This is a genomic window from Micromonospora sp. KC606, from assembly GCF_004348675.1.
In the GTDB taxonomy this organism is placed as follows: Bacteria; Actinomycetota; Actinomycetes; order Mycobacteriales; family Micromonosporaceae; genus Micromonospora.
The window spans coordinates 1-14,636 of record NZ_SMKN01000045.1 but is presented as its reverse complement, the minus strand read 5'-3'; the positions used below and the strand labels follow the sequence as shown (position 1 = coordinate 14,636).

The 14,636-nt window shown below is 71.9% G+C and carries 12 protein-coding genes and 2 tRNA genes; 5 read left to right on the top strand and 9 right to left on the bottom strand.

What is annotated here, in order from left to right; genetic code table 11:
- The first annotated feature begins 47 nt into the window (after positions 1 to 47).
- On the top strand, positions 48 to 620 hold the full coding sequence (locus tag E1193_RS12415) for a DUF5709 domain-containing protein (RefSeq protein ID WP_132183333.1): 573 nt from the start codon (positions 48 to 50) through the stop codon (positions 618 to 620).
- Positions 621 to 624: 4 nt separating this feature from the next.
- On the opposite strand, the gene E1193_RS12410 is transcribed toward E1193_RS12415, so the two are convergent.
- On the bottom strand, positions 625 to 1,290 hold the full coding sequence (locus E1193_RS12410) for a response regulator transcription factor (protein ID WP_132183331.1): 666 nt from the start codon (positions 1,288 to 1,290) through the stop codon (positions 625 to 627).
- Complete coding sequence (locus tag E1193_RS12405; protein WP_132183329.1) at positions 1,287 to 2,408, bottom strand: DUF5931 domain-containing protein; 1,122 nt, start codon at positions 2,406 to 2,408, stop codon at positions 1,287 to 1,289. The genes E1193_RS12410 and E1193_RS12405 overlap by 4 nt, the downstream gene beginning before the upstream one ends.
- A gap of 120 nt (positions 2,409 to 2,528) precedes the next feature.
- Between E1193_RS12405 and E1193_RS12400 the strand changes: the two genes are divergently transcribed.
- Positions 2,529 to 2,987: an ATP-binding protein gene (locus E1193_RS12400; RefSeq protein WP_132183327.1), complete on the top strand. Its 459-nt coding sequence runs from the start codon at positions 2,529 to 2,531 to the stop codon at positions 2,985 to 2,987.
- 60 nt (positions 2,988 to 3,047) lie between these two features.
- Here the strand turns inward: E1193_RS12400 and E1193_RS12395 are convergent, their stop codons facing one another.
- On the bottom strand, positions 3,048 to 3,986 hold the full coding sequence (locus E1193_RS12395) for a ribose-phosphate pyrophosphokinase (protein ID WP_132183325.1): 939 nt from the start codon (positions 3,984 to 3,986) through the stop codon (positions 3,048 to 3,050).
- A 64-nt stretch (positions 3,987 to 4,050) separates the two neighbouring features.
- On the opposite strand from E1193_RS12395, the gene glpK reads away from it, so the two are divergent.
- Positions 4,051 to 5,535 (top strand): glycerol kinase GlpK, encoded by a 1,485-nt coding sequence (gene glpK, locus E1193_RS12390; protein ID WP_132183323.1) that lies wholly within the window; start codon positions 4,051 to 4,053, stop codon positions 5,533 to 5,535.
- A gap of 51 nt (positions 5,536 to 5,586) precedes the next feature.
- Here the strand turns inward: glpK and E1193_RS12385 are convergent, their stop codons facing one another.
- Positions 5,587 to 6,420 (bottom strand): phosphoribosylaminoimidazolesuccinocarboxamide synthase, encoded by an 834-nt coding sequence (locus E1193_RS12385; RefSeq protein WP_132183321.1) that lies wholly within the window; start codon positions 6,418 to 6,420, stop codon positions 5,587 to 5,589.
- A 152-nt stretch (positions 6,421 to 6,572) separates the two neighbouring features.
- On the opposite strand from E1193_RS12385, the gene E1193_RS12380 reads away from it, so the two are divergent.
- The gene (locus E1193_RS12380; RefSeq protein ID WP_243707549.1) at positions 6,573 to 7,901 is read left to right on the top strand and encodes an extracellular solute-binding protein; all 1,329 of its coding nucleotides are present in this window, start codon (positions 6,573 to 6,575) and stop codon (positions 7,899 to 7,901) included.
- Between the two features lie 141 nt (positions 7,902 to 8,042).
- Here E1193_RS12380 and E1193_RS12375 read toward each other — a convergent pair whose 3' ends face one another.
- From E1193_RS12375 to E1193_RS12355, 5 genes are all read right to left on the bottom strand, one after another.
- Positions 8,043 to 8,288 carry a hypothetical protein gene (locus tag E1193_RS12375; RefSeq protein WP_132183317.1) on the bottom strand — a complete coding sequence of 82 codons (246 nt, stop codon included), beginning with the start codon at positions 8,286 to 8,288 and terminating at the stop codon, positions 8,043 to 8,045.
- Positions 8,289 to 8,430: 142 nt separating this feature from the next.
- Positions 8,431 to 8,507 (bottom strand) — tRNA-Met (locus tag E1193_RS12370).
- Between the two features lie 313 nt (positions 8,508 to 8,820).
- Positions 8,821 to 8,897: transfer RNA gene (locus E1193_RS12365), tRNA-Met, on the bottom strand.
- 251 nt (positions 8,898 to 9,148) lie between these two features.
- Positions 9,149 to 12,136 (bottom strand): UPF0182 family protein, encoded by a 2,988-nt coding sequence (locus E1193_RS12360; RefSeq protein ID WP_207922679.1) that lies wholly within the window; start codon positions 12,134 to 12,136, stop codon positions 9,149 to 9,151.
- Positions 12,137 to 12,252: 116 nt separating this feature from the next.
- A complete protein-coding gene (locus E1193_RS12355; protein ID WP_165945719.1) occupies positions 12,253 to 13,266 on the bottom strand; it encodes a PDZ domain-containing protein in 1,014 nt (337 codons plus the stop codon).
- 183 nt (positions 13,267 to 13,449) lie between these two features.
- Here E1193_RS12355 and E1193_RS12350 point away from each other — a divergent pair.
- Positions 13,450 to 14,636, top strand: a 1,187-nt coding sequence (locus tag E1193_RS12350) for a zinc-dependent metalloprotease (protein WP_132183348.1), incomplete at its 3' end; no start/stop codon positions are given.

Here is a 14,636-nt window from a genome sequence, read left to right as displayed (position 1 = left end):
GCCGCAGTGGCGGTTACCCGATGGGCAGCAGTGGGTAGTGGTCAGCCATGCGCGACGACGAGTACCCGACCCCCTTGTCCGACCCCGAGGCCGATGGCCTGCCCGACACCGCCGACGACGACTCGACCGCCAACGACGACGTCCTCACCGGCCGTGAGGCGGACGGCCCCGCGCCGGCCCAGCTGCCGGGCGACCGGACGCCGGTGGCGGTGGACCACTTCGGGACCACCGCCGAAGAGCAGCTCGACGGCGAGTCGCTGGACTACAAGCTCCAGCGGGAGCAGTACGAGCGCGCCCCCGACGACCCGCTGGCCGGCCCGGTCGACCCGGACATCGCCGCCGAGGCGGACAGCGACGAGGCCGCCGCCCAGGCCCAGCTCGACGCCGACGTGCTCGACCCGGGCCCCACCTCGAACCCGAACTCCCCGGTATCGATCTACGACCACGGCCAACTCGGCACCGTCGCCGACCACCAGGTGGGCCGGCTGGTCGAACCGGACGAGGGCGCGCACACCGACCAGGAGACCGACAACGTCGCGTACGACGCGGGCGCGGCCGGTGGCGGCGCCAGCGCCGAGGAGCTGGCGGTCCACGAAACCCGCCCCCCGGAGGCGCACTGATCCGTCAGGCGTCCAGCCCGCGCTCGATCGCGTAGCGGGTCAGCTCCACCCGGTTGTGCAGCTGAAGCTTGCCCAGCGTGTTCTGGACGTGGTTCTGCACCGTCCGGTGCGACAGCCCCAACCGCCCGGCGATCTGCTTGTACGACAGGCCCTTGGCCACCAGCCGCAGCACCTCGGTCTCCCGCTCGGTGAGCCGGGGCGCGACGTGGTCCCGCCCGTTGTCGACCGTCCGCGCCGGCGCGGCGGCGAGCCGCCGGTACTCCCCCAGCACCAGCCCGGCCAGCCCCGGAGTGAAGACCGGCTCCCCGGCGGCGGTACGGCGGACCGCGTCGAGGAACTCGGCCGGCGCGGCGGACTTCACCAGGTAGCCGGTGGCGCCGGCCTTCATCGCGTCGAGCACGCCCTGCTGTTCGCCGCTGGCCGAGAGCATCAGCACCCGCACCTCGGGCAGCGCGGCGCGCAGCCCCCGGATCACGGCCACGCCGGAGACGTCGGGCAGTTGGAGGTCGAGCACCACCACATCCGGGCGGGCGGCTGCGGCCACCCGGATCGCCTGCCGTCCCTCCCCGCTGGTGGCGACGACATGGTGGCCGGCCTCGGCGAGGTCACGGGCCACCCCTTCGCGCCACATCGGGTGGTCGTCGACCACCATCACCCGCACCACGCTCATCCCCCCTTCCTCGGAACGACCAGTTCGATCTCGGTGCCCTCGCCGGGGGTGGAGGCGATACGCACCTCGCCGCCGAGGTCGGCGACCCGGCCCCGGATGGACTGGGCCCAGCCGAGCCGCCCCTGTCGGGCCGCCTCGTCGAGGCGGCCCTCGGGAATGCCGGGGCCGGCGTCGCGCACCGAGACGGTCACCATCTCCCCCTCGTCCTCGACCAGCACCCAAGCCCGGCCACCGGCGTGCCGCTCGACGTTGTCCAGTGCCGCCACGGTCGCCGCCGCCACCTCCCGCGCCGTCCGGGCGGGCAGCGGGACCGGGGTCGCCGGAACGGAGACCGAGACGGCCGCCGAGGCGTACCGGCCGAGCAGGGCGCGCAGATCCAGCGCGTCGTCCTCCGCTGCGGCGGGCACCGGGTCGCCGCCGGCGATGAGCGCCCGCAACGCCGCCTCCTGCTCGCCGGCGAGGCGGGCCAGTTCGCCGGCCTCGCCGGCGAGGTGGGCGCCGCGCCGCTGCACCAGCGCCAGAACCTGGAGCACCGAGTCGTGGATCCCCCGGGCCAACCGCTCCCGCTCCCGGGTGGCCGCCTCCAGCTCCACCGCCCGCTGCATCCGTTCCTCGGCCGTCACCGCCAGCCGGGCCACGTGCCCCACGATCACCCCAGCGAGCAGCAGCAGGATCAGCCCGGTGACCGAGGGGGTGCTGAACCCGCGGGCGGCCAGGTCCGCCACGCCCAGCAGCACCCCGGCCACCGCGCCGCGCCGCCGGCCGCCGGAGACTGCCCAGGCCAGCACGGGACCGCCCTCCCAGACCACGGCCAGGGTAGGGGTGCCGGCGGCGAGCGCCGCCCGGCCGACCACCCACGGGGTGACCGCGAGGACGGCCAGCGCCATCGTCAGGTCGGCCAGAAGCAGCGGCCAGCCCCGGTTCGTCGGCCGGGCGTAGCCGACCGTGGCCGCCCCGGACCAGGCCAGCATCACCAGCAGGACGGCGACGGCGACGAACGGGTGGGCGTACCGGTCGGCGTCACGGGCCACCAGGACGCAGACGTACGCCAGCGAGGCGAACCGGAAGACGGCGATGGACCGCCAGAGCGGGTCCTCGAAACCACCCGGCGACGACATGGCCGACACGATGCCACACCCCGCCGGGCTTCCGACCGAGCCGGCCTGCGCCAGGTCGAGAATCCTGACGTACGGTGGAAATGTCGCGAATAACTCCGAGACCCGCCGTCGGGACAGGGCATGACGAACGCAGATCCGCCACCACCACGTACGGTTGTGCCCATCGAACCCGCCCTTCTCCTTGCCCAGCCCTTCGACCAGGCACAGGTGACCGAGCTGCGACACTCGGTCGGCTCCTGTGCGCAGTCGGTTGGGCTGGGCGGCCAACGCCTGGACGACTTCGTGCTGGCGGTCAACGAGCTGATCACCAACGCCGTCCGGCACGGCGGCGGGCGGGGCCGCCTGCGGCTCTGGCAACACGTTGGCGCGATCGTCTGCGAGGTCGCCGACCACGGGGGCGGCATCAGCGCCCAGCGGCTGGGCGACCGGTCCCGGCCGGCACCGGACACCGCGGGCGGTTGGGGGCTGTGGCTGGCCCGCGAGCTGAGCGACACGATGGAGGTCGAGAGCGGCCCGGCCGGCACCACCGTACGAATCAGCGCGACCCTCGCCGCCCCCCGGCCTGCCGGTACGGACTAGCGCGCCCGCGCAGCCGCCGGCGCGGACCAACGCCCCGCGCGGCTGGTCGCGTCGCCGGGCTCAGCCGAAGAGGGCACTGACCGACTCGCCGTTGTGGATCCGGCGCATCGCCTCGGCCAGCGCGGGCGCCACGGAGAGGATCTCCAGCTTCGGCACCCGCTTCTCCTCCGGAATCGGCACGGTGTTGGTGCAGACGATCTCCAGCACCCCCTCCTGCGAGCCGAGCCGGTCCAGCGCGCCGCTGGAGAACAGCCCGTGGGTGCAGGCGAGCCGGATCGAGCGCACGTTGCGCTCCCGTAGGTGGGCCATCAGCTCGATGACGGTGCTGCCCTTGGCGATCTCATCGTCCAGGACGATCACGTCCCGGTCGCCGACGTCACCGATCACCGTACTGATCTCGACCCGGTCGTCGCTGAACCGCTGCTTGGCGCCGGCGGCGACCGGGGTGCCCAGCATCCGCGCGAACGCCGCCGCCTCCTTGGCGTTGCCCAGGTCCGGCGAGACCACGACGGCGTTGCTCAGGTCGTACCGGCGGAAGTGCGCGGCCAGCTCGCGCAGCGCGTGCAGGTGGTCGACCGGGACGCTGAAGAAACCGTGCACCTGCGGCGAGTGCAGGGTCAGCGCCAGCACCCGGTGGGCGCCGGCGGAGGTGAGCAGGTCCGCGACGAGCCGGGCGCCGATGGAGATGCGCGGGGCATCCTTCTTGTCCGACCGGGCGTACGCGTAGTGCGGCAGCACCACGGTGATCCGTCCGGCGGACGCGCCCCGGGCGGCGTCGATCATGAGCAACAGCTCGACCAGATGCTCCTGCACCGGGGGCACCAGCGGCTGGATCAGGAAGACGTCCCGCTCCCGGCAGTTCGCCTGCAACTGCACCTCGAGGCAGTCGTTGGCGAACCGGGACACCCGTACCGGATGCAGGGGGACGTCGAGGTGGGCGCAGATCTCGGCGGCGAGGTCGGGATGGGCGGTTCCACTGAAGACAGCGATGTCACGCACGTTCCCAGATCGTACGGGCCGGCACCTGTTCTCCGGGGGCGGCCCCGCCGGGTACGGTGCCGCCATGACCGGAGAGTACGTCGCCGCCATCGACCAGGGCACCACCTCGTCCCGGTGCATCGTCTTCGACCGGGCCGGGGAGATCGTCTCCGTGGCCCAGCGCGAGCACCGGCAGATCTTCCCCCAGCCGGGCTGGGTGGAGCACGACGCCGAGGAGATCTGGTCCAACGTCCAGCTGGTGGTCCGGGACGCGCTGGCCGACGCCGGCGCCGGCCCGGCGGGGCTGGCGGCGGTGGGCATCACCAACCAGCGGGAAACCACCGTCGTCTGGGACCGCTCCACCGGCCGCCCGGTGGCCAACGCCATCGTCTGGCAGGACACCCGCACCGGCCCACTGCTGCACGAGTTGGCCGAGGCGTACGGGGAGCAGAAGCTGCGCGAACGAACCGGCCTGACCCTGGCCACCTACTTCGCCGGGCCGAAGCTGCGCTGGCTGCTGGACAACGTCGACGGGCTACGCGAGCGCGCGGAGCGGGGTGAGGTGCTCTTCGGCACCATGGACAGCTGGCTGATCTGGAAGCTGACCGGGCGGCACGTCACCGACGTGACCAACGCCAGCCGGACCATGCTGATGGACCTGGAGACCCTGGACTGGGATCCGGAGCTGCTCGACGTCATGCGGGTGCCGGCGGCGATGCTGCCGGAGATCCGCTCCTCGGCCGAGGTGTACGGCACCGCCGAGGGGCTGCTGCCCGGGGTGCCGGTGGCCAGCGCCCTCGGCGACCAGCAGGCCGCCCTGTTCGGGCAGACCTGCTTCCAGCCGGGCGAGGCGAAGTGCACCTACGGCACCGGCAGCTTCCTGCTGCTGAACACCGGAGCCAGCCCGGTCCCCTCCACGCACGGCCTGCTCACCACGGTGGCGTACCAGATCGACGGGCACCCGGCAGCGTACGCGCTGGAGGGGGCGATCGCGGTGACCGGCTCGCTGGTGCAGTGGCTGCGGGACAACCTGGGCCTAATCTCCTCCGCCACGGAGGTGGAGGAGCTGGCCCGCACGGTCGACGACAACGGCGGTTGCTACGTGGTGCCGGCCTTCTCCGGGCTGTTCGCGCCGCACTGGCGCAGCGACGCCCGGGGGGTGATCGCCGGGCTGACCGGCTACATCACCAGGGGTCACCTGGCCCGCGCCGCGCTGGAGGCATCGGCCTGGCAGACCCGTGAGGTGGTCGACGCGATGAACGCCGACTCGGACGTGGCGTTGCGCCGGCTCCGGGTGGATGGCGGGATGACGGCGAACGGCCTGCTGATGCAGTTCCTCGCCGACGTCCTCGACGTGCCGGTGGTGCGGTCCCGGATCACCGAGACCACCTGCCTAGGCGCGGCGTACGCGGCCGGCCTGGCGGTCGGGTTCTGGCCGGACCTGGCCACCCTGCGGACCCAGTGGCGCTCGGACGCCCAGTGGGAGTCCACGATGACGCCCGCGCACCGCGACCGGGAGCTACGTCAGTGGCGCAAGGCCGTCGCCCGCACCCTGGACTGGGTGGGGTGACGGCACCGCCGGCCCGGCTGTGCGGCGGGGTCACCGGGCACCGGCCCTCGGTCAGGCCCAGCGGTTGCCGGTGAGCTTCTCGTAGACGTCGACGTAGCGGGCCCGGGTCGCCTCGACCACCTCGGCGGGCACCTCGGGCGCCGGCGGCTGCTTGTCCCAGCCGGTGCGCACCGCCCAGTCCCGGACGTACTGCTTGTCGTAGGAGAACTGTGCGCGGCCGGGCTGGTACGACTCGGCCGGCCAGAACCGGGACGAGTCCGAGGTGAGCAACTCGTCGCCGATCATGAGCGTGCCGTCGGCCGCCCACCCCAGCTCGATCTTGGTGTCGGCGATCAGGATGCCCCGGTCGGCGGCGAGTTCCGCGCCCCGGCGGTAGACGTCGAGGGTGATCTGCCGCAACCGCTCGGCGGTCTCGGCGCCTACCTTCTCCATCACCTGGGCGAAGGTGATCGGCTCGTCGTGCTCCCCCACCGGCGCCTTGGTCGACGGCGTGAAGATCGGCTCGGGAAGGATCGACGCCTCGACCAGGCCGCGCGGCAACTCCACCCCGGAAACCCTGCCGGTGGCCTGGTACTCCTTCAGACCACCGCCGGTGAGGTAGCCGCGCGCCACGCACTCGACCGGCACCATGTCCAGCCGGCGGCAGCGGATCGCCCGGTCGGCGACCTCCGCCGGCACGTCGGTGGCCGACAGGACGTGGTGGGGCACCAGGTCGGCGAGCTGCTCGAACCACCAGAGCGAGAGCGCGGTGAGCAGTTTGCCCTTGTCGGGAATCGGGGTCGGCAGCACCACGTCGTAGATCGAGATGCGGTCGGAGGCGACCAGGATCAGGTCGTCGCCGTCGGCGTAGACGTCCCGTACCTTGCCGGAGTGCAGAAGTTCCACGCGGCCTAGTAGACCACGCGGCGGGCAACACCCGGTGCGCCGACGCCGCTCCTCTCGCAGCCGTTGCCGTCACCGGAACCGGCAGTCCGTTGACACCCGGACGCGGGCCTGCGTGAATGGTCCGGCCCCCGTCCACCTACCCAGGAGCCCCCGTGCCCGTTGCCCGTACCCCGATTTCCCGGCCCGGCGTCGACCCGGCCCGGCGGCGGCTGCTCGGCGCACTGCTGGCGGTGCCGGCGCTCGCCGCCGGCGGGCTCACCGGATGCCGCGAGGAGGCCGCCGGCCGCACCGACGACGGGCCGACCGAGCTGTCGGTCTTCTGGTTCGGCGACACCCTTCGGGCCCAGTCGACCGAGCGGGCCCTGCGGCTCTACTCCACCCGCAACCCCCGGGTCACCTTCCGGGTGACCTGGCAGGGGGTGGACGGCTACTACGACCGGCTCGCCACCCAGTCCGCCGGCGGCAACGTGCCGGACCTGCTCCAGCTCGACGATTCGATGCTGACCGAGTACGCGCACCGGGGCATCACACTCGACCTCGGCCCGTACGCCGCGGACGGCCGACTCGACCTGAGTAACCTGCCGCCCGGACTGGTCGAGTACAGCCAGGTGGACGGACGCACCGTCGGCGTCCCGGCCGCGCAGACCCACGCGGCCGTCGTCTACAACAAGGATCTGCTGCGTCGGCTCGGGGTGCCGGCGCCGACGGCCATGCCCTGGGCCGACTACGTGTCGTGGGCCGCCCGGGTGACCCGGGCCAGCAACGGCCGGGTGGCCGGCACCATGGATCCCTCGGGCGACCAGCGCGCGCTGTGGCTCTGGCTGCGCGGCCAGGGCGCGAAGTTCTACCAGGGACGGCAGCTCGGCTTCGACTCGAACCTCCTGGTGGACTGGTTCGAGCTCTGGCAGCGAGCCCGGCTCGAGCTGGCCACCCCGGCGCCGGCGCTCGTCGACCGGGCCGACGGCGGCGAGCCGGCGCGGCAACTCGTGGTGACCGGGCACACCGCCGCCTCGTTCGCCTGGTCGCACCAGCTTCCCGAGTTGCAGCGCCACACCAACGACGAGTTGGCCCTGGTCGGCTTCCCCGGCCCGACTGCCGCCGAGTGGGACCGTGCCTCGATGTACTGGGCCGGGTTCCACGGCACCCGGCACCCCTCCTTGGTGGCCGATGTCATCCGGTTCCTCGCCACCGACGTCGAGGCGGGCCGCGTCCTCAGCATCGAACGCGGGCTCCCGCCCGACCTCGCCGTACGGGAGGCCGTCACCCGGTCGCTCACCGACCCGGTGCCCAGGCGCGTCGCCGCCCTAGGCACGGCACTGCGCGATCTGGTCGGCGCAGCACCCGCACCACCGCCCCAGGGGCACGGACGGGTGTGCACGCTGCTCGCCGCCTCGGCCCGGACCATCCGCTCCGGGGAGGCCGGGGTGCGGACCACCACCTTCAGGTTCATGGCGCAGGCACAGTCCGCCCTCGCCGCCTGACCGCGACCCCGTGCCGACCCACGACCGGTCGCCGGCGCCGGGTCGCGCGAACAACCCGGGTCGCGGCACGACGGATCGCGACCCCACGCGGGTCGCGGCCCGGGCGCGCGGTCGTGGATCGGATCACCCGGCTCGGGACCGTCAGCGCGGCGGACGGTTGCGACGGTTGCGCATCAGCCGCAGCACCAGCAGGACGATCGCCACGACCACCACGAGGCAGCACAACAGGCCGAGGAATCCGCCACCCCGGCCCCTGCGTCGCGCCGCCTCCACCACCAGCTCACCCGTGCCCGTGGACGCCCAGGCCGCGACCGGCACGAACACCGAGAGCACGACCGCTCCGAGGACCGCGCTCAGTCGGCCCCACCACCTGTTCCAAGAAGACATGCCCCCATCCTGACCGAGATGGGCAACCTCGGCACCCGGACAGGCCGAACGCCCTGGTCGACCAGCCGCACGTGGGACCCGGACATCGGAGGCCCGGGGGAATGCGAACGGCCCGAGGATCAGATCCTCGGGCCGTTCGTCGTGGTAGCGGGGACAGGATTTGAACCTGCGACCTCTGGGTTATGAGCCCAGCGAGCTACCGAGCTGCTCCACCCCGCGTCGCCTCCATAAGCCTAGCGCATCCCCGTCGTGGAGATCCGTCGGGTCCCCGGATCGACCGTCCGGGCACCCTCGGCCGACGTAAGCGGCGGCCCCGACTGGTCGGACGGACGCCGAACGCCGCTCCGGAACCCTGCCCCACCCTCCTGGCCCGCCGGAACCGGGTTGGAGAGCCGAGCCGCGAAGATCGTGGGTCACGGACCAGGGCGGGCCTGAAGATCGCGGATTGGGCGCCAGGGCTGGAACGCGGGCCGACGGCCCGGCCTCGGGAGAGGCGAACGGCCCGAGGATCAGATCCTCGGGCCGTTCGTCGTGGTAGCGGGGACAGGATTTGAACCTGCGACCTCTGGGTTATGAGCCCAGCGAGCTACCGAGCTGCTCCACCCCGCGTCGCCTCGTTAACCGTAGCGCACCGGCCCCCGAACCCGCAAAACGGGCCCGGCACCCCTCAATCCAGCCAGCCCCGGACCGCCTCCACCGTGCGGCGAATGTCTGCGTCGACCTGGGACTTGGGGCTGGAACTACCCTCCTAGCCCTCGGTCCCCAGCACCGAGGTTGCGGGCGACCAGCTTGGCAAGACGAAGCCCGCGACCTGCCGACCGGTGCCGGTCGTCGGGTCGCGGGCTCGCCGTCGGAACGGATCAGGCGTTCGGCGACGGTGCGGGTGAGCCGGACGGGCTGCCGCTGGGCGTCGGCGCCGCGCCACCGCCCGGAGCAGCCGTGCGCTGCGCCTGCTGGAACGCGGTCATCGCCTCGTCCAGCGCCTTGAGGGCCCGGCCGTACCGCTCGAAGTCGCCGGACGTCTGCGCGGCCTTCACCTCGACAATCGCCGACTGCACCCGCTCCGCCGCGGCGGCCAGCTCACCGGTCAACGGGGCGGTGCCACCCGGAGGCGGCGGGGTGCCGCCGGGCGGCGGCGGGGTGTCATCGGCCGGCGGCGGGGTGCCCGGCGCCGCCCGCTTGCCCTGGTCGACGAGCTGCTTGATCCCGTCGGTGATGTTGTCGGCCAACACCACGTACGACCCGCCGTCGCCGTAGGACAGCAGCACCTTCTGCAGCAGCGGGTACGCGTCCTGCTGGTTGCTCTTGACGTACACCGGCTCGACGTAGAGCATCCCGTCGCCGAACGGCAGGGAGAGCAGGTTGCCGTACTGCACCTGCGCCTGGTTGGACGAGAGCAGGTTGAGCTGCTGCCGGATGTTGGCGTTGTTGGTCATCTGCTGGTGCACCTGCACCGGCCCGGAGACCCGGGTCTGGTCCGGCAGCTCCAGCACCTCCAGTTGGGGCCGGCCGTCGACGTACGACCCGGAGATCAACGCGGCGAGGTTCTGCCGGCCGTTCGGGGTGACCGCGGCGGTGAGCTGGAACCGGGGCGACTCCTGCCCCGGGAACTGGGTGAACAGGTAGTACGGCGGCTGCTTCTGCCCGCTGTCCGGCGCGTCCGGCACGTTCGGCACCTGCCAGAAGTCCTGCCCGGAGTAGAAGTCGCCGGGTTCGGTGACGTGGAACTTGGTGAGCAGGTTCCGCTGCACCTTGAACATGTCCACCGGGTAGCGGAAGTGCGCGGCCAGCTCCGCCGGGATGGCGCTCTTCGGCAGCACCAGGTCACCGCCGAAGGCCTTGTTCCACGCCTTGAGCACCGGGTCGTCCTCGTCGAACTCGTAGAGCCGGACGGTGCCGTCGTACGCGTCGACGGTGGCCTTCACCGAGTTGCGCATGTAGTTGACGTTCTCCCGGGCCAGCTGGAACGTGCCCCGGTTGGTCAGTTCGTCGGCGGTCTCGGTCTGCAGGTTGACCCGCTCGGCGTACGGGTAGGTGGCCGCCGTGGTGTAACCGTCGATGATCCACTGGACCCGGCCGCCGACCACCGCCGGGTACGGGTCGCCGTCGAGGGTGAGGAAGGGCGCGACCTTCTCCACCCGGTCACGGGGGTTGCGTACGTAGAGCAGTCGGGAGTTGTCGTTGACCGCCTCGGAGAGCAGGAAGTTGGTCTCCTGCTCCTTGATCGCGTAGAGCAGCCGGCGGGTGAACGAGCCGATCTCGACGCCGCCCTCACCGGTGTAGGTGTAGTACTGCTCGCCGCCGGTGGTCGGCGTCGGGCGGTCGAACTCGGCGTGCTTGCCCGCCTCGGACTGCCCGACGATGGCGTAGTCGTTCGGGCCCATCCGCTCGCCGTAGTAGATCCGTGGCTGGCTGGCCGGTATCTGCTCGGCCTGCGAGGAGCACGCCTCCTGCGCCTTCTCGCCGAGGAAGCCGGAGACGAAGTACGGCTGACCGCCGCAGACCACCTGGTTGGCCGGGGCCGCCACGAGGCCGTACCCGTGGGTGTAGACGGTGTGTTTGTTGATCCAGTTGCTCTGCTGGTCGGTCAGCTCGTTGTAGTTGATCTCGCGCACGCCGACCACGTAGTCAGAGGTCTTGTTCGCCACCGAGTACCGGTCGATGTCGAGCTTCGGACCGAAGTCGTAGAAGCCGCGGACCTGCTGGAGCTGGGTGTAGGTCTCGGAGACCAGCTGCGGGTCGAGCAGCCGCACGTTCGGCACCACCGCGGTGTCGGAGGCCAGGCTCGCCGGGGGCCTCAGGTTGCTCGCCGCGTACCCGGTGGTCTTCGTGTCGGCGAGTTCGAACGCCGTCCGGGTGGCCGTGATGCTGCGCTCGATGAACGGCGCCTCCTTGTCCCGGGCGCTCGGCTTCACCTCGAAGGTCTGCACCGCCCACGGGTAGATGCCGCCGATCGCGACGGCGGAGACGCCGAGCAGGGCCAGCGAGATGCCCGGCCAGACCAGGTTCCGCATCACCGCGTTGGAGAACACGATGATCGCGATCGCCACCACGACGGAGATCCAGGCCAGGATCTCCTTGGCCGGCAGGAGGGCGTTGACGTCGGCATAGCCGGCGCCGTAGAGCTTCGCCCCCTCGTTGTACTCCAGCAGCATCGCCCGCCGGTCCAGCACGTACGCGACGGCCTTGAGCAGGACGAAGACGGCGACCAACGTGCTGAGGTGAGCGCGTGCCGCGTTGGTCATCCGGTCGCCGACGCCCTGCAACCGCACCCCGCCGAAGACGTAGTGCGCGGCCAACGCGCCGAGCAGGGCGAGCACCACCGCGGTGAAGCCGACGCCGAGCAGGTAGCGCAGGAAGGGCAACTGGAAGACGTAGAACCCGACGTCGACGCCGAACTCCGGATCCTTGACGCCGAACGAGCCACCGTTGCGGAAGAGCAACCACTGGTTCCAGCGGCCCTGCGCCGACAGGCCGGCGAAGAGCCCGAGCACGGCCGCGGTCAGGCTGATCCAGGTGCCGATCCGGGGGCTGATCAGCATCCGGTACCGCTCCAGGGTGGCCTGCTCCAACGAGTGCGGTCGCAGCATCGGCCGCAGCCGGTACGCCAGCCAGAGGTTGCCGCCGACGAAGAGCGCCAGGCCGACGCCGACGGTGAGGAACAGGAGCAGCCGGGTGACCAGCACACCGGTGAACACCTGGGTGTAACGGACCTCCTGGAACCAGAGCCAGTCCGTCCACGCCTGGACGCCCCAGCCGAGCAGGGTGAACAACACGAACACCCCGACCAAAACCCCGATGGTGACGCGTCCGCGCCGACTCATCCTCGGCAGGGGGCTGCTACGCATGACCACTGTTGGCTCCGCACGCTCGATGTGATCGGCTCCGGACAGGCACCCAGAGTACGGGGTGTTCCTGACACTGTCCGGTCACGGTCGTGCCACGTCGCCGCCGGCATGCGCGATCAGCACCGTGCCGGCTGCCCTCCGGACCGGAGCGTCTCCAGCGCCGTCAATGCCTCGGCCAATGAGCCGACCCTGATCAGGGGCAGGTCGGGCTGCGGATTGCGGACCGCTTCGGCGCAGTTCCCGGCCGGCACGAGGAAGACGTCGGCCCCGGCCTCCTTCGCCCCGACCAGCTTCTGGGCGATGCCGCCGATCGGCCCGACCTGCCCCTCGTCGTCGATGGTGCCGGTGCCGGCGACGATCTTTCCGCCGGTGAGGTCGGCCGGTTCGAGCTTGTCGATGATGCCGAGGGCGAACATCAACCCGGCGCTCGGCCCGCCGATGTTGTTCAGGTCGATCTTGAGGGTGAACGGATGCGGCTGGCGCTGGTCGGGGACCAGGCCGATCCTCGGCCGGCCGTCCTGCTCGCGGCTGGTGACGGTGGCCGTCCCGGCGACCCCGTCCCGGGTGTAGCCGATCCTCAGCGCGGTGCCGGCCGGCTTGGCCCGAACCAGTTCGACCAGCTTCCCCGCGGTGGTCACCTTCGCCCCGTCGACGGTGGTGACGATGTCACCGGCTCTGAGCACGCCGACTGACGGGCCGTCCGCCGCAACCTCCTTGACCACCACCTGGACGGGATAGCCGAGCTCGACCAGGGCGGCGGTCTCGGCGCTGGTCTGCGAGTTGCGGAAATCCTCGGCGTTGCGCTTGTCCACCTCCTCCTGGCTCTCGTCCGGCGGGTAGACCAGCTCGCGCGGCACCACCGCCTCGTCCTTCGACAGCCAGCCGGCGATCGCCGCGCGTAGTTTGACCGTGGGTTGCACACCCACCGTGGTCATCCGCAACTGCCCGGCGGAGGTCGACGTCGACCGGCCGCCGACCTGGATGATCTCCTTGCCGTCGGAGGTGCCCAGAGTGTCGACGGTCGGACCGGGGCCGAGCACCACGTACGGGATGGGCGCACCGAGCACACCGATGCTCAGCAGGGTGGTGAGCAGAGCACCGAGCAGGACGGTCACGCCGCGACGTCTCATGCGGCAGAGCGTACCGACCAGGCTGGGGCGGGCCGGACGATGCGCTGACGACTTCGCCCTCAGCGCAACGCCAGTGGCGGCTACCTGCGGCGCGGTCCGCGTACCGTAGACGTCGTGCCTGATATTCCGTTCGGTTTCGCGCTCCCGGGTGGGCAACCACCAGACCCCAACGACCCCGCGCAGATGCAGCAGTTCATGTCGCAGTTGCAGCACCTGCTCTCCGCGTCGGGCAGCGGGCCGGTCAACTGGGACCTAGCCCGTCAGGTGGCGGCCAGTCAGCTCGCCGCGACGGGCGACCCGGCGGTGTCGCCGTACGAGCGGCACGCGGTGGAGGAGGCGCTGAGGATCGCCGACCTCTGGCTGGAGCCCGCCTCCGACCTGCCGTCGGGCATCCGCACGTCGGTGGCCTGGAACCGCAACGAGTGGATCTACAAGACCCTGGACGTCTGGCGCAAGCTCTGCGACCCGGTGGCCAGCCGGATGGTCGGCGCGATGGGTGATCTGGTGCCGCCGGAGGCACGCGCCCAGCTCGGCCCGATGCAGTCCATGGTGGCCACCCTCGGCGGGGCACTCTTCGGCGGGCAGCTCGGCCAGGCGCTGGGCTCGCTCGCCGCCGAGGTGCTCTCCGCCGGCGACATCGGCCTGCCGCTCGGCCCGGCCGGCACGGCGGCGCTGGTCCCGGCCAACATCCGCGCGTACGGCGAGGGCCTGGAGCTGCCGGAGGACGAGGTACGCCTCTACGTCGCCCTGCGCGAGGCAGCCCACCAGCGGCTCTTCGAGCACGTGCCGTGGCTGCGCGGGCATGTGCTGGCCGCGGTGGAGAACTACGCCTCGGGCATCCGGGTCAACCGGGAGGCGATCGAGGAGGCGATGGGTCGGGTCGACCCGACCGACCCGGAGTCGATGCAGGCGATCGCCCTGGAGGGCATCTTCACCCCGGAGGACACCCCGGCGCAGAAGGCGTCACTGGCCCGGCTGGAGACGGTGCTGGCGCTGGTCGAGGGGTGGGTCTGCCACGTGGTGGACAACGCCGCCGGTGAGCGCCTGCCGAACGTGGTACGCCTCGGTGAGGCGTTCCGCCGTCGCCGGGCCGCCGGCGGGCCGGCCGAGCAGACCTTCGCCGCGCTGGTGGGCCTGGAGTTGCGTCCGCGTCGGCTGCGTGAGGCGTCCGCGCTCTGGGCGGCGCTCACCACGCACCGAGGCATCGCCGGTCGGGACGCGGTCTGGGGCCACCCCGACCTGCTCCCGTCGGACGACGACTTCGCCGACCCGGTGGCCTTCGCGACCCGCAGCACCGATCTGGACGACGAGCTGGCGAACTTCGACTTCAGCGCGCCGGGCGGCCCGGAGGAACAGAGCCCCGGCGACCC

Excerpts from the sequence above, each read along its gene's own strand:
- E1193_RS12415 (WP_132183333.1), top strand. The coding sequence starts at position 48 with ATGCGCGACGACGAGTACCCGACCCCCTTGTCCGACCCCGAGGCCGAT.
- E1193_RS12410 (WP_132183331.1), bottom strand. The coding sequence starts at position 1,290 with ATGAGCGTGGTGCGGGTGATGGTGGTCGACGACCACCCGATGTGGCGC.
- E1193_RS12405 (WP_132183329.1), bottom strand. The coding sequence starts at position 2,408 with ATGTCGTCGCCGGGTGGTTTCGAGGACCCGCTCTGGCGGTCCATCGCC.
- E1193_RS12400 (WP_132183327.1), top strand. The coding sequence starts at position 2,529 with ATGACGAACGCAGATCCGCCACCACCACGTACGGTTGTGCCCATCGAA.
- glpK (WP_132183323.1), top strand. The coding sequence starts at position 4,051 with ATGACCGGAGAGTACGTCGCCGCCATCGACCAGGGCACCACCTCGTCC.
- E1193_RS12375 (WP_132183317.1), bottom strand. The coding sequence starts at position 8,288 with ATGTCTTCTTGGAACAGGTGGTGGGGCCGACTGAGCGCGGTCCTCGGA.
- E1193_RS12360 (WP_207922679.1), bottom strand. The coding sequence starts at position 12,136 with ATGCGTAGCAGCCCCCTGCCGAGGATGAGTCGGCGCGGACGCGTCACC.
- E1193_RS12355 (WP_165945719.1), bottom strand. The coding sequence starts at position 13,266 with ATGAGACGTCGCGGCGTGACCGTCCTGCTCGGTGCTCTGCTCACCACC.